Genomic DNA, 21,160 nt, shown 5'->3' with positions numbered 1-21,160 from the left:
TTCCAGGCGGCTTTCCATCAGTACATCACAACACGTCACCCCACGTCCCGTTCCCCGCCTCGCCCATCACCGCGAGCCTCGCGCCCGCCCCGAACGTTTCGTTCACCACCTTCCCGTTCTCCAGCTTGAGCACGCGGTCCGCGAGCCGGAAATAGCGGTCGTCGTGCGTGATGACGATCACCGTCTTGCCCCGCGCCCGCAGTTCCGGCAGCAGTTGTTCATAGAACACCGCCTTGAACGCCGGGTCCTGGTCGGCGGCCCATTCGTCGAAGAGATAGAGCGGCCGGTCTTCCAGATACGCGATCACGAGCGCGAGGCGCTTTCTCTGCCCGGTCGATAGCGCGCGCGTCGAGAATGCGCCGTCCACCACCTGCACCTTGTGATCGAGCGCGAGCTTCGCGACGAGCGCATTCGCACGCGCATCGGCGTCCGCGCGCGACGCATCGTTCGGATCGACGATGCCGAGCAGCGCATCGAAGAGGTGAAAGTCGTTGAACACCGCCGTGAAGCGCTCGCGATACGCGGCGCGCTCGCTCGCCCCGACCGGCGCGCCGTCCACTTCGATCACGCCGCCTTCCGGCTCGTACAGACCGGTCAGCACCTTCGCGAGCGTGGTCTTGCCGCTGCCGTTCCCGCCGACGATGAACACGAGTTCTCCCGGCCTGAACGTCAGATCGACGGGACCGATGCGGAACATGCGCTCGTCGCGCTCGTGAAAATACGAATGCGTGACGCCGCGCAGCGTGAGCGTCGAGAACGGTGCATGCGCTGCGCGCTGTTGCGCAGGCGTCGGCGGCATCGCAATGACGCTGCCGAATTCGCCCATCACCTTTTCGATCCGGTCGAGCGACACGCGCGCCGCATTCACGGTCGGCAGGTTGTTGAGCAAGCCGTCGAGCGGCACCAGCATGAACAGGAACACGATCACGTAGCCGGCGGCTGCGGGCGTGTCCGCGTGCACGCCGAGCGACGGCCAGAACGCAGCCGCTCCGAGAAACCCATAGAACAGAAAGATGATCCAGCCGACCCCGACCGCATACGCGCTGAACGCGCGGCGCCGATGGTCGCGCACCTCGCCGATCGCGGCGCCGAGTTGTCCCTCGACGAACTGTTGCGAACGCGCCTGATGCAGCTTCAGTTCCTTCGCGCCAGCAAAGAGCGCGCCGAGATAGCCGAAGAGCTTGTCCTGCGACTTGCCCGCTGCTTCGAGCGAGGCGATCGCGCGCTTGTCGCCGGTGTGATAGCCGAGCGAACCCGCGACGATCGCCGTGAGCGCGAGCAGACACACCGGCCACGACAGCCACGCTAGATAGCCGAGGCAGCCGAACACGATCGAACCGTGCATCACGATGTTCGGCAGCGCGAAGAAGAGCATCGAGACGTTCGTTGCGTCGTCGGTCAGGACCGACTGCACGGGCGCCGCGCCGGTGCGCTCGACATCGCGCAGTTCCGCCGCAGCCACCCGTTGCGCGACGTGTTCGCGCAGTTGCGCCATCGTGTCCTGCGAGAGACGCGCGAACAGCACGCCCGAAATCACGCGCGTCATGAGCGCGACGATCGCGCAGAGCGCGAAGCGCCAGGCGAGGGCGCTGTCGGCGGAAGAGGGTACGGAGAGCGCGCGGTTGAGCGTCGCGACGAGCATCACGCTCGCGATGCCGTTCAGCACGCACGCGGTCAGCGCGAACGCGAACGCGCCACGCGAGCGCCTGAGCAGCGCGAGGATCAGGCGCGCCGCGGGCTTGGGCGGCGCGGCGTAACTGGAGGAAGACGGGGCGTCGGAACGCTCGTTGGCAACGGTCATCGGCAATGGGTCACTGGAAGGAAAGCACGAGGGAAAGAGCGGGTGCGGAATGCACCTCCTTCTTGATAGACGTTTGGGCGCGGCGAATGTTTAGCAGTTCGTCAAAGACGATGCGCGATAGCACGCCGAAATCGCGCTGTCATTGGCTTGCGCGGGGTAATGCAAAAAAAGCGGTAAAAATTTTTTCGCGCGATTCGTCATCCCAATGAAGCCGCAATTCCTGCTGCGCTGCGTATTGGCCAAGGTCGGCCAAGATCGGCCGAGGCCGCGACCGACGCGGCCAGACCCGAAGGACTTCATGTTCATGACGAGTTTTCCCACTGTGTTGCATCTCCGTATCCAGGCGCTCGCGCGCCTTTGTCCTGAAGCACCCGCGCTTGCGTTCGCGCGTGTGTCCGATTCGACTTCCGAAGCACGTCTCTCGCGCGGCGAACTCGATGCCCGTGCCGAGCGGCTTGCCGCGCGTCTTCGCGCAGCGGGCGTGACGACGGAGATGCGAGTCGGCGTGTGCGTCGAGCGTTCGTGCGAACTGTTCGTCGCGCTGCTCGCGGTGATGAAGGCGGGCGGCGTCTTCGTGCCGCTCGACCCGCGTCATCCGGCCGCGCGTCTCGACTGGATCGCGAAGGACGCGGGCCTCGTGCACGGTATCGTCGATGCGTCCGCAGACGTGACGTTGCGCGCGCGCTTCGCGCAGTGCTTCACGGTGCCGGACGATGACGATGCATCCGCGACACCGATGGCGCAACAGGACGTTCATCCGCGCGCCGCGGCCTACATGATCTACACGTCGGGTTCGACGGGCACCCCGAAGGCGGTCGTGGTCGAACACGGCCCGCTCGCCGCGCATTGCGACGCGCTTGCCGCCGCACTGCCGATCCGGCCGGATGATTGCCTGCTGCATTTCGCGTCGGTCAACTTCGACGCGGCGCACGAATGCTGGCTCGCGCCGCTCGCAATGGGCGCGCGCATCGTCATCAGCGAGCAGCCGCCTTTTGCGCCCGACGCGGCGCGCGCGCTGATCGAGCGCGAAAACGTGAGCATCGCGGCGTTCCCGCCGGCGTATCTGCGCGAGTTCGCGGCGGTGGCCGAGCGGCTCGGCGTGCCCGCCTCGCTGCGGGTGCTGGCGTTCGGCGGCGAGGCGCTGTCGCGCGAAGCGTTCGCGAACGTGCGCCGCGTGTTCCCGGCGGTGCGCCTCGTGAACGGCTACGGGCCGACCGAGGCCGTCATTTCGCCGATGCTGTGGCCGGTCGAACCGGGCGTGACGCCCGAACTCGCCGATGACGACGCGTACGCCGCGCTTCCCATCGGGCAGCCGATCGGCCCGCGTGTGGTGCGGCTCGACACGACGCACCCCCAAGCAAAAGAAGGAGAACTGCTGCTCGGCGGTGCGTGCGTCGCGCGGGGCTATCACGGCCGCGCCGCGCTGACGGCCGAGCGCTTCGTGCCCGACGCGTCGGGCGAGCCAGGCTCGCGCATCTATCGCACGGGCGATCTCGCGCGCGAACGCGCAGACGGTGCGTTCGACTATCTCGGCCGTATCGACGATCAGGTGCAGATTCGCGGCGTGCGCGTCGAGCCTGCTGAGATCGCGGCGTGCCTGCGTACGCATCCTTCGGTGCGCGATGCCGCGGTGCTCGCTGAATCGTCCGATGGCCGGACGCAACTCATCGCGTGCATCGCTTCCGATGCAACGGACGATGCGGCGTTGAAGGTTCATCTCGCCGCGCGTTTGCCGGACGCGTGGCAGCCGCATCTGTTCGTGCGGCTCGACCGCCTGCCGTACACACTGAACGGCAAGCTCGACCGCGACGCGCTGAAGATGCAGGCGTCACAAGCTGCCTCGATCCTCGACGCGGACTATGAAGCGCCGAAAACCGACACTGAGCGCCACCTCGCGCAATGCTGGCAGCGCATCCTGAACGAACCGGCGGCGCCTGGCCGCGCGGATCGCTTCTTCGAACGCGGCGGCGATTCGCTCGCGGCGATGCAGGTGCAGGCGGCAATCCGCATCGAATGGCGCGTGAACCTGCGTCTCGACGCACTGCTCGACGACCCGTCGATGGCTGATCTCGCCGCGCTGATCGATCGGAGCGACAAGGAAGAGGCGTCGCTCCAGATTTCATCCTTCGCGAAGCAACGCAACGATGCAGATTTCATCGACCGTCCAGCGTCGTTTGCGCAGCAGCGCTTCTGGGTGCTCGCACAGACGCGCGACGCGGGCTCGGCGTATCACATCGCCGGACACTGGGAGATTCGCGGTGCGCTCGATGCCGACGCGCTCCAGCGCGCTCTGGATCGCGTGATCGAGCGGCATGAAGCATGGCGCACGACGCTCGTCGAAAGCGACGAGGGCATTGTCATGCAGCGCATTCATGCGCGCTTGCCGGTGAAGATCGAATTCGCCGACCTGCGCAATCAGGAGGCGAACGAACTGGCCGCTGAACATGCGAGCGCGCCCTTCGACTTGTCGAAAGGACCGCTGCTGCGCGCGACGCTCGTCGCACTGGCGGACGCTGCACATCGCCTGATGCTCACGGCGCATCACGCGATCACCGATGGTTACAGCTCGCGCCTCGTCTTCGAGGAGCTCGCCGCCGCGTACACGGCGTGCGTGGCGGGACGCGAACCGTCGCTGCCCGCGCTGCCGATCCAGTACGCCGACTATGCGCAATGGCAGCGCGAACTCGTCGCGGGCGAAGAAGGCGAGCGCCAGCTCGCGTACTGGCGTGAAGCACTTCGAGCGGCGCCCGAACCGCTCGCGCTGCCCGGCGACCGTGCACGTCCGGCCGAGCGCGATCATCGCGGTGGACGCGTTTCGCTGCGCCTTCCCGCGGACACATCGGCCGCCGTTCGCGAACTCGCGCGACGCGCCCACGCGTCGCCGTTCACCGTGCTGCTCGCCGCCTTCGACTCGTGGCTTTATCGCCTGACGGGCGCAAATGATTTCGCTGTCGCGGTGCCGGTTGCGGATCGTCAGCGGCCGGAGACAGCGCCGCTCATCGGTCTCTTTCTGAACACCCTCGCATTGCGCGCGCGTATCGCGCCGCGCGAACCGTTTGCTGCGCTCGTCGATGCCGTGCGCGCCGCGTCGCTCGCCGCGTTCGCGCATCAGGACGTGCCGTTCGATCAGGTGCTCGATGCGGTTAAGCCGCCGGTCAAGCGCGGCGATGAATGGCTGCGCGTGAAATTCGCGCAACAGTTCGACGCCGGGTTGAAGGCGGAGTTGCCGGGCGCCTCGGCGGTTGCGACGCCGGGCCCCGATCTCGCCGCGCGCTTCGATTTCGCGCTCGACTTCACCGACGATCCGCGCGGCATCGAACTCGTCGCTGCCCATGCGCTCGACTGCATCGACAAGCCGACGGCCGAAGCATGGCTCGCGAGTCTCGCGACCCTCGTCGCCGATGCCGTTCGCGATCCGCAGCGCCCGATCGCGCTGCTCGATTGCGCCGATGGGCCCGCGTACCGCGAAGCCCGGCAGGGCCGCGCGCTGCCGCTCGCGGCGCATGACGTGCTCGCGCTCTTTGCGCACCATGCGGGCGCGACGCCGCACAAGGTCGCGCTCGCGGACGCCGCGAGGCAATTCACGTTCGCCGAACTCGACGACGCCTCGAACCGCGTCGCGCTTGCGCTCATCCAGCGCGGCGCGCGCGCCGAAGAGGCGGCGGTGGTGTGCATCGAGCGGTCGGCGCGTTTCGTCGTCGCGTTGCTCGGCGTGCTGAAGTCCGGCGCGTACGCGGTGCCGCTCGATCCGGCGATGCCGTCCACGCGGCTCGATGCCGCCGTCAAGGCGTGCGGCGCGCGCTGGGCGCTGATTGCGCGCGACAGCGTCCCGGCCGCGCTCGGCGACGCGCAGATACTGGAGGTCGATTCGCTCGCCCACGACGCGTCGCTCGCGAACGCTGCCGCGCGCCGCGTGCCGCCGGCGCCCGAACAAAGCGCGTACGTCATCTTCACGTCGGGCTCGACGGGCACGCCGAAGGGCGTCGCGGTCTCGCATCGCGCGCTCGCCGACTATGTGCAGGGCATGCTCGACGAACTCGCGTTCGCGCCCGACGCATCGATGGCCATGGTCTCGACCGTCGCCGCCGATCTCGGTCACACGACGCTCTTCGGCGCGCTGTGCTCGGGGCGCACGCTGCATTTGCTGCCCGCGCGTTGCGCGTTCGATCCGGACCAGTTCGCAGCCGAGATGCGTTCGCGCGAAGTCGGCGTGCTGAAGATCGTGCCGAGTCACCTTCATGCGCTGCTGGAGGCGCAGCATCCCGTCGACGTGCTGCCTTCCTGCGCACTCGTGACGGGCGGTGAACTGCTGCCGTGGATGCTCGTCGATCGCGTCGCGGCGCTGAAACCGGGCTGCCGCGTCATCAATCACTACGGTCCGACCGAGGCTACGGTCGGCGCGCTGACGTGCGATACGTCCGCGCTCGCACGCGACGAACGTGGCGCTCAAGGCGTTCCACTCGGACGTCCCTTGCCAAATGCCTGCGCGCTGGTGCTCGACGCGAACGGCGCGTGCGTGCCGCCGGGCGGCATTGGCGAACTGTGCCTGGGCGGTCCGGGCGTCGCGCGCGGCTATGTCGGACGCCCGGCGGCGACTGCCGAGCGCTTCGTGCCGCATCCGTTCGCGCACGGCGAGCGGCTCTACCGCACCGGCGACCGCGTGCGACTCCTCGCCGATCGGCGCATCGCCTTTCTCGGCCGGCTCGACGATCAGGTCAAGATTCGCGGCTATCGCGTCGAACCGGGCGAGGTGAGCGCGGCGCTCTGCGCCATCGACGGCGTCTCGCAGGCGGAAACGCTCGCGGTCGAACAGGACGACGGGCGCCTGCATCTCGCGTCGTTCGTGACGCTGAAGGGCCGTGGCCTGACAGACGAGTCTTTGCGCGAGGCTCTCGCCGCGCGCCTGCCGGACTACATGGTGCCGTCCGTGCTCCTCACGCTGGATGCGTTGCCCGTGACGGCCAACGGCAAGATCGATCGCGCCGCGCTGCGCGCGCTCGCTGCGTCTCCCGCGCCTGTCCGCGTGGGCGGCGATGCGCCGAGCGGCGCGTCCGAAGAAACGATCGCGGCGGTCTGGAAGGAGGTGCTGAAGGCGGAGCAGGTCGGCCGCGACGACAACTTCTTCGAACTCGGCGGCGATTCGATTCTCGTACTTCAGGTGATCGCGCGGCTGCGCAAGCGCGGTCTGCGCTTCACGCCGAAACAACTTTTCGACGGTCCGACCGTCGCGCAACTCGCGCTCGTCGCCACGGCGACGGATGCGGCAGCGGCGCCTCGCGCGCCCGCCGTGTCGAACGATGGCGAAGGGACCTCGCTCACGCCGGCACAACTGCGTTTCTTCGCGCTCGACGTGCCGAAGCGCGGCCACTGGAACCAGTCGATCGAATTCGATACGGCGGCGCCGTTCGATCTCGATGCCTTCGCTCGCGCGTTCGACGCGCTCCTGACGCATCACGATATCTTCAGTCAGCGCTTCGAACTCGGGAACACATGGCGGCTCATTCATGCGCCGAAGCCCTTTGAAACGCTCCCGCTTGCGGCGACCAGCGCACGCGACGAAACCGACGCGCTCGCGCAGTTCGACGCATTGCAGCGCACCCTCGACAACACGCGCGGCCCGCTAGCCTGCGCGCTGGCGGCGGCACTGCCCGACGGGCGCACGAAGCTGTATCTCGCGATTCATCATTTGATCGTGGACGGCGTGTCGTGGCGCGTGCTGCTCGACGATCTCGACACCGCCTATCGCGCTGCCTGCGAGCGACGTCCCGTGCGCCTCGCGCAAACAGGCACCCGCGCGCAGGATTGGGCCGCGCGGCTCGCACACGCGGCCCGCGATCCGCAGTCGCCGTTTGCTCGCGAATTGTCCTATTGGTCGGCGCTCACGGACGGCGACGACCTCCTGCTCGATCATCCGCAAGCCGCGGCGACCAACGCCGACGCAGCCGTCGTCGAACAGACGCTCGGCGCCGATCTCACGCGCTCCGTGCTCAGCGAGGCGAACGCCGCGTATCGGACGCAGACCGTCGAACTGCTAATCGCGGCGCTTGCACATGCGCTCGGCGCGCAGGCGGAGCGCGGTTCGTGCCGCCTCGAACTCGAAGGGCATGGCCGCGAGGCGCTCTTCGACGACCTCGACGTGAGCCGCACGCCCGGCTGGCTGACGAGCCACTATCCGGTAACGTTGCCCGTCGAGGCGTCGCCGGCCGGCACGCTCACGGCGGTCAAGGACGCGTTGCGCGCGGTGCCGCACAAGGGCCTCGGCTTCGGCGTGCTGCGCCACTACGGCGACGAAGCGACGCGTGCAGCGCTTTCCCGCGTGACGCGTCCACGCGTGACGTTCAACTATCTCGGCCAGTTCGATGCACCGCGCGATGCCGCGCTCGTGCCGCGCTTCGGCGGTGCGGGCTGCGAGCGCGATCCAGAAGGCCCGCTCGGCAATGCGCTCGCGATTCACGCCTATCTTGACGCCGACGGCCCGCGCACGCTGAAACTGCACTGGGTATATGCCGCGACGCAGTTCGACCGCGCGACGATCGAAGGGCTCGCCGCGTGCTTCGAGACTGCGCTCTCGGATATCACGGCAGCCTGCATCGCGCGTCTTGCGAACACCGGCGCAGGCGCCACGCCGGGCGACTATCCGCTCGCCCGCGACGCCGGTTTGACACAGGCGGCGCTCGACCGTTTGACGCTCGACCTGCGCACTGTCGACGACATCTATCCGCTCTCGCCGATGCAGCAGGGCATCCTGTTTCATTCGCTCTTTGCGCCGGAGCAGTCCACCTACGTGAACCAGCTCGTCGCGACGCTGGCCGCGCCGGACGTCGAGTGTCGGCGCGCTGCGTTCGATGCCGCCGTGCCGCGCCATGACATCCTGCGCTCGACTGGCGCGACCGGCAAGCCGATCTCCAGGCAGCGCTCGAAACGTGGCTTGCCGCCGACCGCGCGCAGGGCTTCGACCTTGCCGTGCCGCCGCTGATGCGCGTCACGCTGATCCACCTGACGGACGACGAATGGCGTCTCGTCTGGACGCGCCATCACTTGCTGCTCGACGGCTGGAGCACGGCGCGCCTGTTCGCGGAGGTTTTGCGCGACTACATCGAGCCGCCGCGCGCGCAGCCCTTCGCGTTGCCCGCGAAGACGCGCTATCGCGACTTCATCGCGTGGCTGGCCGCGCGGGATGCCCAAGCCGACGAGGCGTTCTGGCTCGAACGTCTCGCGCGACTCGACGAACCTACGCTCGTCGCGGAGCGCGATGCGGATGCGCCGCAGGCGCAGAACCGCACCTGGCGCGCGACCATCGACGCCGCGACGCTCGCCCGCGTGACCGATACCGCACGCCGTCTGCGCGTGACGGTCAACACGCTGGTGCAGGGCGCATGGGCGCTCGCGCTGCAACGCACGACCCATCAACTGTCGGTCGCATTCGGCGCGACGGTGGCCGGCCGTCCCGATGCGCTCCCCGACGCGGATGCCGTGCTCGGACTCTTGATCAACACGCTGCCGGTCATCACTGCGCCTAAGCCGCAGCGCGCGGCGAGCGCGTGGCTGCGCGAGTTGCAGAGCGACAACGCCGCCGCCGCCGAGCATGCGCATACGCCGCTCGCGGAAATCCAGCGCTGGGCGGGGCAGGGCGGCGGCACACTGTTCGACACGCTCGTCGTCTTCGAGAACTATCCGGTCGACGAAGCGTGGGCTGGCCGCGATGAGCGCGCGCTGAAGATGCGCGAGTTGCGCAACATCGAAGCGACCGACTTCGCGCTGACGCTCGTGATCGAAGCCGGCAATGCGATGACGATCGACTACGGCTACGACGCAATGCGTATCGACGAAACGCGTGTGGCTGCGCTGCATCGCGCGCTGGCGGCCTGTCTCGATGCGTTCGTCGCGAATCCGGACGCGCCGCTCGGCGCGATCTCCATCGCGACGGCCGACTCCGGGCGCTACAACGCGACCGCGCGTGAGTGGCCCGCCGCTCAGCAAGAAGCGCTGCATCGTCAGTTCGAAAGAGCCGCGCAAGCAACGCCGGAAGCCGTCGCGCTCGAATTCATCGACGCAACCGGCGCCGTGCGGCACATGCGCTACGCCGAACTCGATGCGCATGCGAACCGCGTCGCGGCGGCGCTCGTCGCGGTCGGCGTGAAGCCGGACACGGCGGTGGCGCTGTGCGTCGAGCGCTCGTTCGAGATGGTCGTCGCGCTCTTCGGCGTGTTGAAGGCGGGCGCGGCCTATCTGCCGATCGATCCGGATTATCCGGCGGAACGCATCGCCTACCTGCTCGGCGACGCGAAGCCCGCCGTCGTGCTGACGCAGCCGCATCTGCGCCGACGCGTCGAAGCGGCAACGCCAGGCGGCGACGTCCGCCTCCTCAATGTCGACGACCTGATGCGAAGGGACGCGACACTCGACGCGCCCATCGAAGTCGACGCGCGACAACTCGCCTACCTGATCTACACGTCCGGCTCGACCGGCAAGCCGAAGGGCGCGGGCAACACGCATGGCGCGCTCGCGAATCGCATCGCGTGGATGCAGGACGCGTATCGGCTGACGAAGGACGACGTCGTGCTGCACAAGACGCCGTTCGGCTTCGACGTCTCGGTGTGGGAATTCGTCTGGCCGCTCGCGACGGGCGCGAAGCTCGCGATCGCAGCGCCGGGCGATCACCGCGACCCGGCGCGTCTCGTCGCCGCAATCGAGGCGCAGCGCGTGACCACGCTGCATTTCGTGCCGTCGATGCTGGCGGCGTTCGTCGCGCATCTCGACGAGTTCGGCGCCGCCGCGCGCTGCGCGAGCATCGAGCGGATCGTCGCGAGCGGCGAGGCGCTTGCGCCCGAACTGGCGGCTCGCGTCGCCAGCTTGCTGCCGAACGCGCGCCTCTACAACCTCTACGGCCCGACCGAAGCCACCATCGACGTGTCGCACTGGACTTGTGAGGCGAGCGACGCCGAAGCGGCGTCGGTGCCCATCGGCCATCCGATCGCCAATCTGCAACTGCACGTGCTCGATGCCGCGCTCCATCCGGTGCCGCAGGGCGCGACCGGCGAACTGTATCTCGGCGGCGCGGGTCTGGCACGCGGCTATTTAGGCCGCGCCGCGCTCACCGCCGAGCGCTTCGTGCCCGATCCGTTCGTGCCGGGCGCGCGCCTCTACCGCACGGGCGACCTTGCGCAGAGACGCAGCGACGGACCGCTCGACTACCTCGGCCGCATCGATACGCAGGTGAAGCTGCGCGGACAGCGGATCGAGCCGGGCGAAATCGAGGCGCTGCTGCGCGCGGTTGACGGTGTTCACGACGCGGTCGTGATCGTGCGCGACGAGCAACTCATCGGCTACGTCGCCCGCGGTGCGCAGGGCGCGCTCGATTGCCCGGCGCTGCTCGCCGCGCTCCGTGCGCAACTGCCCGCGTACATGGTGCCGGCGCAACTTGTCGAACTGGGCGCGCTGCCCGTCACGCCGAACGGCAAGTGCGATCGCAATGCGTTGCCCGCGCCCTCGCGCGAAGCGAAGCCGGTCGATGCGCCGCGCACGCCGACCGAACGCGAACTCGCCGCGATCTGGCAGCGCGTGCTGCGCGTCGAAGCGGTGAGCCGCGATGACGATTTCTTCGCGCTCGGCGGTCATTCGCTGCTCGCCACGCAGGCCAATGCGCAGGCGAACCTGCACTGGTCGCTGATGCTGCCGCTGCGCGCGCTCTTCGACGAACGCACGCTCGAACGGTGTGCGGCGGCCATCGACCGGGCGCTGGCGGAACGCGGCGGGAAGCGCGCGCAAGACGCCGCGAGTGCGATCGATGCCCTGCTCGGCGAACTGGAAATGGAATAGGAAAGACGATGACGACTGCAAGACCCGACCTGCTGACGCTCGCGACGCGCTTCGCGCAATTGCCCGAGCCGCAGCGCAAGGTGTTCCTGACGAGGCTCGACGAAGCGGGCATCGACTTTCGCCTGTTGCCGGTTCCGCCGCGTGCCGAGCGCGCGGCGAGCGTGCCGGCTTCGTTCGCGCAGACGCGGCTGTGGCTGCACGCGCGCATGATCGACGAGCCGGCGGCGTATCACATCACCGAGCGGATGCGGCTTGGCGGCGCGCTCGACGCCAACGCGCTGCGCGCTTCCTGCGATGCGCTGATCGCGCGTCACGAGGCGCTGCGCACGACTTTCGCCGAAGGCACCGACGGCGTGCTGCAGACGGTCCACGCGCCGATGCGCTGTCCGTGGCACGCAGTGGATTTGAGCACGTTGCCGGGGTCCGAGCGTGAAGCGCGCGCTAGCGCACTCGCGCTCGCCGACGAAGCGCGTCCGTTCGATCTGGCGCACGCGCCGCTGATGCGGGCGCACCTGATCCGCCTCGACGCGACGACGCATTGGCTTTCCCTGACGACGCATCACATCGTCTCCGACGGCTGGTCTGCCGACATCGCGCTGGCGGAACTGGCCTCGTTCTATCGCGCGTATGCGAAGGGCGAGGCCGTTTCGCTCGCGCCGCTGCCGATCCAGTACGCCGACTATGCGCTGTGGCAGCGCTGCTGGCTCGACGCGGGCGAGCGCGACCGGCAGCTCGAATTCTGGCGCGCGCAACTCGATCCGGCGCGCGACGTGCTGATGCTGCCCGGCGCTGCGCCGCGTCCCGCGCAGCGCAGCGCGCGCGGCGCGCGTCACGTTTTCACGCTCGATGCCGCGCTTGGCGCACGCGTGCGGGCGTTCGCCAACGCGCGACGCGCGACGCCGTTCGCCGTGCTGCTCGCCACGCTGGATGCGCTCCTTGCGCGCGCTTCGGGCGAATCGCATATCCAGATCGGCGTGCCGTCCGCGAACCGGGAGCGTGGCGAGACGGCGGGCCTGATCGGCTTTTTCGTCAACACGCTGACGCTCGCGACGCGCGTCGGCGTGGCCGCGCCGTTCGCGGCGCTGGTCGATGCGGCCCAGCAGGCGCTCATCGATGCGCAATCGCATCAGGACGTGCCGTTCGAGCAGGTGGTCGAGGCGCTCGGTGTCGTGCGCAGCGCGAGCCATCATCCCCTCTTCCAGGTGATGGCCGCGTTCGGCGCGCGCCGCGCGCTGCCGTCGTTTGCCGAAGTCCGCGCGACCGAACTGCCGTCGGGGACGCCGTTCGCCAAGTTCGATCTCACCGCAAATTTCGAGGAACGCGCGGACGGCTCGATCGACGCGGGTTTCATCTACGCGCTCGATCTCTTCGACGCCGACGCCGTAGCACGGCTCGCGCAGCGCTTCGTCGAACTGCTTTCGAATGCGCTCGATGCGCCCGAAACGCTCGTCGCCGACCTGCAATGGCTGCCGCACGACGAGCGCGTTCAGCTCGATGCGTGGAACCGCAACGCGCCTTCCGAAGCACCGGCGTTCGTGCCTGTGCACGAGCGCATCGCGCGGCACGCGCGGGCGCGGCCGGACGCGCGCGGTGTCGCGGATCGCGACCGCTCGCTCACGCGCGGCGAAGTCGATGCCCGCGCGACGCGCATCGCGCAGCGTCTGGTCGATGCGGGCGTGAGCGCCGAAATGCGCGTCGGCGTGGCGCTCGGACGCTCGGTCGATCTGCTCGTCGGGCTGATCGCCGCGCTGAAGTCGGGCGGCGCGTTCGTGCCGCTCGATCCGAGCCATCCGCGCGAACGCCTCGCGCAGATTCTCGATGACGCCGACATCGTCCACATCGTCACCGAACGCGCGAGCCTCGCTTCACTGCCGGTGCCCGAAGGCGCGCGCGTCTGGCTCATCGACGACGAAAGCCTCTTCGACGACGACGCCACGCTAGCGGTCGAACTCCCCGCCGTCGCGCCGACGCAGGCCGCGTATGCAATCTATACGTCGGGATCGACGGGCAAGCCGAAGGGCATGATCGTCGATCATGGCTCGTTCGCGCTGCATTGCGTCGCGATCGCCGAGCGTTACGGCGCAACCGCGAACGACGTGTTCCTGCTGTTCCAGTCGGTCAATTTCGACGGCGCGCACGAAGGCTGGTTCTCGCAGTACATCGCGGGCGCGGCGGTCGCGATCACGGCCAACACGCTCTGGCCGCCCGCGCTCACCTGCCGCCTGATGGTGCGCGAGGGCGTGACGATGACCTACGTCCCGCCCGGCTGCGCGACGCAACTCGCGGAATGGGCGCTCGCGCACGGCGCGCCGCCGACGCTGCGCTCGCTCACGGTGGGCGGCGAAGCAACTTCGCGCGAAGCGTTCGCGCTGATGCGCCGCGCGTTCCCGAACGCACGCATCGTCAACGGCTACGGGCCGACCGAGACCGTCATCACGCCGATGCTGTGGATGTTCTATCCCGGTGACGATCCCACGAAACTCGCCGACAACGCCTATCTTCCGATCGGCACGCTGGTCGGCGCGCGCACGGCGCACGTGCTGGACGCGCGGCTCAATCCGCTGCCGGTCGGTGTGACGGGCGAGCTGTATCTGGGCGGCGAGGGCGTCGGCGTGGCGCGCGGCTATCTCGACCGGCCCGCCATGACCGCCGAGCGCTTCGTGCCCGATCCGTACGGCGCGCCGGGCGCGCGTCTCTATCGCACCGGCGACCTCGTCAGGCGGCGCGCGGACGGCGTGTTCGACTTCTTCGGACGCGTCGATCATCAGGTGAAGCTGCGCGGCCTGCGCATCGAACTCGGCGAGATCGAGGCGCAGCTGGCCGCGCATGACGACGTGCGCGAAGCCGTCGCCGTCGTGCATGGCAAGGTCGTGCAGACAGCGCTCGTCGCGTATGTGGAGCTGACCGACGCGGCGCGCGAGCGCTCGAAAAGCGGCAACGCAGCCGATGCCGCCGAGCTCGACGCACACCTGCGCCGCACGCTCCCCGACTACATGGTGCCCGCGCATATCGTCGTGCTCGACGCGTTGCCACGCAACGCGAACAGCAAGGTCGACCGCGCGGCGCTGCCGGCACCCGCACGCAAGGAGCGCGTGTACGAAGCGCCGGCGCTCGGCACGGAAGCGGCGCTCGCCAAAATCTGGGGCGACGTGCTCAATATCGGCCGCGTCGGCCGTGCGGATCATTTCTTCGAACTCGGCGGACACTCGCTCGCGGCCGTGCGCGTGGCGACGCGCGTCGCGGAAGAACTCGGGCGCGACGTGCCCGTGCGCACACTGTTCGAAGCGCCGGTGCTCTCGCAGTACGCGCAGCGCGTGTCGCGGGCGCAGGCGAGCGAAACCGTGTCGGACGCTTCGGTGCCCGCGTTCGTGCCGGACGCGCAAGGCGTCCTGCCGCTCTCCGCCGCGCAGCTCGGCTTGTGGTTCCTCTGGCGCGCGCAGCCGGAAAGCGCCGCGTACAACATCCCGGTCGCGTTGCGGCTGCGCGGTCCGCTCGCCGCCGATGCGCTGCGCGAAGCCTTTGCGCACGCCGCCGCGCGTCATCCGGCGCTGCGTACGCGCTTCGTCGAGCGTGCCGGATCGCTGCCGGGCCAGCGCATCGTGCCGATGGCGCCGTTCGAGCTTCCGGTCGTCGATCTGGCTTCCGGGCATGACGAGGCCGCGCGTCTCGCGCATGCGACCAGGCTCACCGACGATGACGCGCTCACCCCGTTCGATCTCTGCGCCGCCGAGCCGCTCTGGCGCGTGCGCCTGATCCGCCTCGCCGCCGACGATCACGTGCTTTCGCTCGTCGTGCATCACATCGTGTCCGACGGCCATTCGATCGATCTCTGGCTCGACGATATCCGGACGACCTACATCGCGCTCGAAGCCGGCGCAGCGCTGGCAAGGCCGGCGTTGGCCGCCGACATTCCTGTGCTGCCCGCATCGGCGCCACGCGCGCGGCTCGCGTTCTGGCGCGAGGCGCTCGCGGACCTGCCCGCGACTGCGTTGCCGCCGCCCGCGACCGGTCGCACCCCGAAGCCGCAATGGTCCGCGAGCCGCATCGCGTTCGAATTCGACGGCGCGCTCGTGCGCCGCGCCCGCGCGATGTCGCTCGACGCGCACGCGACTCTGCCGATGCTCCTGCACGCCGCGCTCAACCTTGCGCTCTATCGGATGACGGGTGCGGACGACCAGCCTGTCGGCGTGCTCGCTTCGACCCGCGAGCTGACCGGCGACGCCGCGCGCCAGGCGTTCGGGCTCTTTATCAACGCGGTCGTCGTGCGCACGCGGATCGCGCGGGAGGATTCGCCGGCGACGATCCTGAACACCGTGCGCGACGCGGCGCTCGCCGCCTACACCCATGCGGACGTGCCATTCGCGGATGTGGTCGCGACGCTCGGCGCACCGCGCGCGGGTGGTAGCAATCCGCTCTTCCAGGTGATGTTCAACTATCTGCGTCCGACAGGCGCTGCCGAACGCAACTGGGCGGGCCTCGCGCTCGACGAGTTCAATGACGTGCGGCATCGCGTGGTGTTCGAACTGGAACTCGACATCGTCGAGCATCCGGACGGGCGCGTGACCGGCGCGTTCTCGTATGCGAACGAACTGGTCGACAGCGCGTTCGCCGAGGCGCTGGCTAAGAGCTATCTGCAGGCCGTCGCGCAGTTTGTCGATGCGCCGCATGACGCACTTGGTGCAGCTCAGACGCGTTTCTCGATCGTCACGCTAGCGAACGAGCCAGCGCCGCCTCACGACGAAGCCGCCGAAGCCGACGCCATGCGCACGGCCGAAGCGCTCGCCGCTGTCTGGCGCGATCTCTTCGAGGACCAAAGCCTTTCCCGTCATGACGACCTGTTCGAAGCAGGCGCCACGTCGTTCGACGTCGTGCGCTTCGTCGATGCGGCGCACAAGGCGGGCTTCGCCATCGCGATCGACGACGTCTTCGCGGCACCGGATTTCGCCGGGCTCGGCCGGCGACTCGCGCGCCAAAGCCTTCTCGCGGAAGGGCCGCGCGGCGTGCCGGCCATCAACCAATAACTCCTGAGACACCTGACAGAGATCTGAGACATGAAGAGAGAAACAGTATTCGATCTGATCGGCATCGGCTTCGGGCCGTCGAACCTTTCGCTCGCCGTACGTCTTGCCGAAGAGGCGGGCACGGCGAACCTCGCGCATTGCTTCGTCGAGCGGCAGGCGGAATTCGGCTGGCATCGCGGCATGCTGCTCGACGATTGCCGGATGCAGATTTCCTTCCTGAAGGACCTCGTCACGCAGCGCGATCCGAAAAGCCGCTTCACGTTCATCAACTATCTGTTCGAGCGCGGCCGCCTGAACGAATTCGTCAACCTGAAGAACTTCTATCCGACCCGCATCGAGTTTCACGACTACCTGAACTGGGTCGCAGATGCGTTCGAGGAGCGCGTCCACTACGGGCAGACCGTCACCTCGATCGAGCCGGTCATGGAAGCCGGCGCGAGCGGCGAGATCGCCGCACTGCGTGTGCTGTCGCAAGACGGCCAGGGCCGCGAGTGGCAGCGCGTGACGCGCGCGCTGTCGGTCGGAATCGGCGGGGCGGCGCAGGTGCCGGAGGCGTTCGCGGCGCTCGGGCCGCATAACGTGATTCATTCGTCGGGCTATCTGAATTCGATCGAGCGCGTGGTCGGGAAGCCGGAGGGCGGCCACAAGCGTGTCGCCGTGATCGGCGCGGGACAGAGCGCGGCGGAAGTCTTCTCCGATCTGGCGCGCCGCTTCCCGCACGTCGATGCGAGCCTTGTCGTCCGTTCGAGCGCGCTCAAGCCCGCCGATGACACGCCGTTCGTCAACGAAATCTTCAGCCCGGCCTTTACCGACGTCGTGTATTCACAGTTGCAGGACGGCCGGCGCTCGCTGATCGAACGGTTCCGCGGTACGAACTACGCGGTCGTCGACCGCCCGCTGATCGAGCAGATCTACGAAATGCTGTACCTGCAGACGGTCTCGGACGACGTGCGGCATCGCTTGCTGGCGAACACGGCAATCGAAGGCGCCGTGCGCACGGCGAACGGCCAGATCGAACTGACGATGCGCGACCGCCTGAGCGGCCACGCGCGCGCCGAGCGCTTCGACGCGCTCGTGCTCGCGACGGGTTATCGGCGCGACACGCACCTGGCATTGCTCGAAGGTCTCCCGCCGCATCTCGGCGACGCGCTCGCGGAGCGCAGCGTCGGCCGCGACTACCGGCTCGCGACGCCCGCGCACTTCAAGCCGCGCATCTATCTGCAAGGCTGCTGCGAAGACAGCCACGGACTGTCCGACACATTGCTTTCGGTGCTGGCGCTGCGCTCGGACGAGATCGTCGCGTCGCTCGCGGAACAGGCGGCGGACAAGCGCGTTGGCGGCCAGCCGGCGGATACGAAAAAGAACGGGGTGAGCGGCGGCCACGTGGCTTTCGCTCTTTGATGTCGTCGATGAGATAGCGGCCGTTGGCCGAAACGCAGTCTGGAGAGAAAAATAATGGTGTGGGGAAGAGGGATGCGTCGGACCGCGATCGCGGCGGCGGCGGGCGTGACGTTCTGCGCAGCCGCCATGGATCACGCTCTGGCGCAGGAAGCAACGCAAACGACAACCCAGGAAGGAACACAAGCCACGCTGCCCGCAGTCAGGGTCAGCGCGGCCGCAGAGGGCGACGGCACGGTCGGTCTCGTCGCGCGCCGCAGCCGGACGGGCACCAAAACCGATACGCCGATCGACGAAATTCCGCAGACGATCAACGTCGTCACCTCGGCGCAAATCGAGGAAACCGGCGCCACGAGCATCAACGAAGCGCTGCGCTATATTCCGGGCTTTTCGTCGTATGGCGCGGACGTGCGCTCCGACTGGTACTCGGCGCTGCGCGGCTTCACGCCGACCGTGTTCGTCGACGGCCTTCAAGTACCCAATACGCTGAATCTGTCGAGCTGGCGCGTCGATCCGTACATGATCGACAGCATCACGATCCTGCGCGGACCCACGTCCGTGCTGTACGGCCAGGGCGATCCAGGTGCAATCGTCGACGTGCAGAGCAAGCTCGCGAACGGCGAGCGCATCCGCGAAGTCGGCATGCAGCTCGGCAACTATGCGAGGAAGCAACTGCAGTTCGATATCGGCGATACGATCGACCGTGACGGCACGCTGTCGTATCGCGTGCTGGCCGTCGGACGCGACGGCAATTCGCTCACCGGGCCGCACGCGGAACAGCGCTTTTCCATCGCACCTTCGGTCCGGTGGCAGCCGAACGCGAGCACGTCGCTGACGGTTGCCGCGAGCTATCTGCAGGACTGGGGCGACGCGTCGAACAACTTCCTGCCGGCCGAAGGCACCGTGCTGCCGAATCCGAACGGCAGGATCTCGGAGAACCTGTACACCGGCGACCCGACCTACTCGTACTATCGCAAGAAGGAGTGGTCGGTCGGCTATCAGTTCGAGCACAAGTTCGATCCCATCTGGACTTTCCGCCAGAACACGCGCTGGATGCATCTCTCGCTCGACAACGGCGCGGTCTGGGGCGACGGCCTCGACCCGAGCGATCCGACCGAGCAGACGCTCGCGCGCTATGCCGGGCTCTTCCAGCCGAACTACAGCCGCTTCGACATCGACAATCAGGCGCAGGCGCGCTTCGGCACCGGGCCGGTCGAGCATACGGTCCTGCTCGGCTTCGAGTACAACCGCCAGAACTCGACCGACAGCGAATGGCTCGCGCAGGGGCCGAGCCTCAACATGTACAACCCGCTCTACACGCCGGTTTCGACCGCGATCTTCAGTGGCCCGGACTCGTTCGGCCAGACCAACACGCGCTCGACGCTCGATTCCTTCGGCCTCTACGCGCAGGATCAGATCAAATGGCAGCGCTGGATGCTGACGATCGGCGGCCGCGAGGACTGGACCGATACGAAGCAGGATGACGTCATCGGCGGCACGCAGCAGAAGCAGAACGACAGCGCGTTCACCGGGCGCGTCGGGCTGACTTATCTGGGCGACTACGGTCTCTCGCCGTACATCAGCTATTCGACCTCGTTCAATCCGATCATCGGCGTGAAGATGGCCGACGGCAGCCTGCCCGCGCCGACCAAAGGCCGGCAGATCGAGGCGGGCCTGCGCTGGCAGCCGGCGGGCAAGAACCTGATGCTCAACGCCGCGATCTACCAGATCAACCAGACGAACGTCCTCACGCCCGATCCTGCCGACCCGACCGGTACGTTCTCCGTGCAAACCGGCGAAGTGCGCTCGCGCGGCATCGAACTGAGCGCGGTCGGCAACGTGACGCGCAACTTTTCGGTAATCGCGGCCTACGTGTATCAGGACGTGAAGAACATCCGCGCAAACGACGTCACGCTCGACAAGTGGCCGGTATCGATTCCGCTGCCGCGCCAGATGGCATCGCTCTGGGCCGACTGGACCTGGCACGCGGGTCCGCTCGAAGGCCTGGGCTTTGGCGCGGGCATCCGCTACCAGAGCGGACTCGCGGGCGCCGCCGACAACTCGCTCTACGTGCCGAGCTACACGGTGTATGACGCCGCCGTTCACTACGACATGCGTCACTGGCGCTTTGCGGTGAACGCTTCGAATATTTTCGATCGCACCTTCGTGAGCGGCTGCCAGTCGTCGTCGGCGTGCTTCTACGGCAATCCGCGCACTGTTATCGCCAGCGCCCGTTACAACTGGTGACGCTCACTTAACAAACCATCACCCATGACGAAGATAAAGCTGGTCTACATCCTGTCCCTGCGTAACGCCGCCGCCGATCGGGCCGGACAGGACATCGAATACAAGGGCGGCCTGCGCTACATGAAATCGCCGCTCGAATTTCTCGTCGAGCAGCTCAATGAAACGGAACTCGGCGAAACCTATTCGCTGGAAGGCGTGATCTACGACGACGACGAAGGTTCGGCCACGGACCGCGCGAAGCTCGGCCAATACGGATTTTCTTGCCAGCCCGGCAGGCCGTGGATCCATCCGCCGCATCTCGCGGTGCACGGCAGGCCGGTGACGAGCCTGCTGCACGCGATTCCTTCGGAATACCGGCGGTTGCCGCTGAATTCGTCCGAGCGCCCGGCGCAGAAGAGCGTGTTCGAGCGTCGCTTGCTCGACAAGCTGGTCGCGCTCGACGCGGATTTCGTGGTGCTCGACGGCCTGCTCGTGATTCTCGACGAACTGGTACGGCCGGGCGCGCCGTTTCATCGGCGGATCGCGAATATCCATCCGGGCGTGACGCGGCTCGGCTCGCGCTACGAACGGCGCGGGGCGTACGCGACGCTCGATGCGCTCCATGGCGCGCGCGGCCGGAAGGTCGTCGACTGGACGACCGGCGAGACGCGCCCGGTGCCGCCCGTCGAGCGGACGGGCGCATCGTTCCATTACGTCGACAACGGGATCGATTCGGGCGAAGTGATTTTCGATGTGCTTGAAACACCCATCGACGTGAACGACACGATTCTCGAACTGCGCTGGAACAATTTTCAGCAAAGCCTTTTTCCCGCGCTGGAAGGCGGGCTCGCCACGATGGCCGAGAGTTTCGTGAAAGCGGCGATCTGAGGATCGC

The 21,160-nt window shown here is 67.9% G+C and carries 5 protein-coding genes and 1 pseudogene; 5 read left to right on the top strand and 1 reads right to left on the bottom strand.

What is annotated here, in order from left to right; all coding sequences use genetic code 11:
* Positions 1-25: 25 nt before the first annotated feature.
* Entirely contained in the window at positions 26-1,801 is a 1,776-nt protein-coding gene (locus AWB81_RS01410) for a cyclic peptide export ABC transporter (protein WP_062632262.1), read from the bottom strand.
* Between the two features lie 304 nt (positions 1,802-2,105).
* Between AWB81_RS01410 and AWB81_RS01405 the strand changes: the two are divergent.
* The 5 genes and pseudogenes from AWB81_RS01405 to AWB81_RS01385 all read left to right on the top strand — a co-directional run bounded on the left by AWB81_RS01405 (position 2,106) and on the right by AWB81_RS01385 (position 21,153).
* Positions 2,106-11,620: pseudogene (locus tag AWB81_RS01405) on the top strand (amino acid adenylation domain-containing protein).
* 8 nt (positions 11,621-11,628) lie between these two features.
* Entirely contained in the window at positions 11,629-16,641 is a 5,013-nt protein-coding gene (locus AWB81_RS01400; RefSeq protein ID WP_062632113.1) for a non-ribosomal peptide synthetase, read from the top strand.
* 30 nt (positions 16,642-16,671) lie between these two features.
* Positions 16,672-18,042, top strand: a complete 1,371-nt coding sequence (locus tag AWB81_RS01395) for a lysine N(6)-hydroxylase/L-ornithine N(5)-oxygenase family protein (protein ID WP_062632112.1) — start codon at positions 16,672-16,674, stop codon at positions 18,040-18,042.
* A gap of 54 nt (positions 18,043-18,096) precedes the next feature.
* Positions 18,097-20,286, top strand: a complete 2,190-nt coding sequence (locus AWB81_RS01390) for a TonB-dependent siderophore receptor (RefSeq protein ID WP_062632111.1) — start codon at positions 18,097-18,099, stop codon at positions 20,284-20,286.
* Positions 20,287-20,310: 24 nt separating this feature from the next.
* Positions 20,311-21,153 (top strand): formyl transferase, encoded by an 843-nt coding sequence (locus AWB81_RS01385; protein ID WP_062632110.1) that lies wholly within the window; start codon positions 20,311-20,313, stop codon positions 21,151-21,153.
* Positions 21,154-21,160 lie beyond the last annotated feature (7 nt).

The sequence above is a fragment of the Caballeronia arationis genome (assembly GCF_001544975.2).
Taxonomy (GTDB): domain Bacteria; phylum Pseudomonadota; class Gammaproteobacteria; order Burkholderiales; family Burkholderiaceae; genus Caballeronia; species Caballeronia arationis.
Note: the sequence above shows the minus strand (reverse complement) of the source record. Positions and strands in the feature narration are given on the sequence as shown.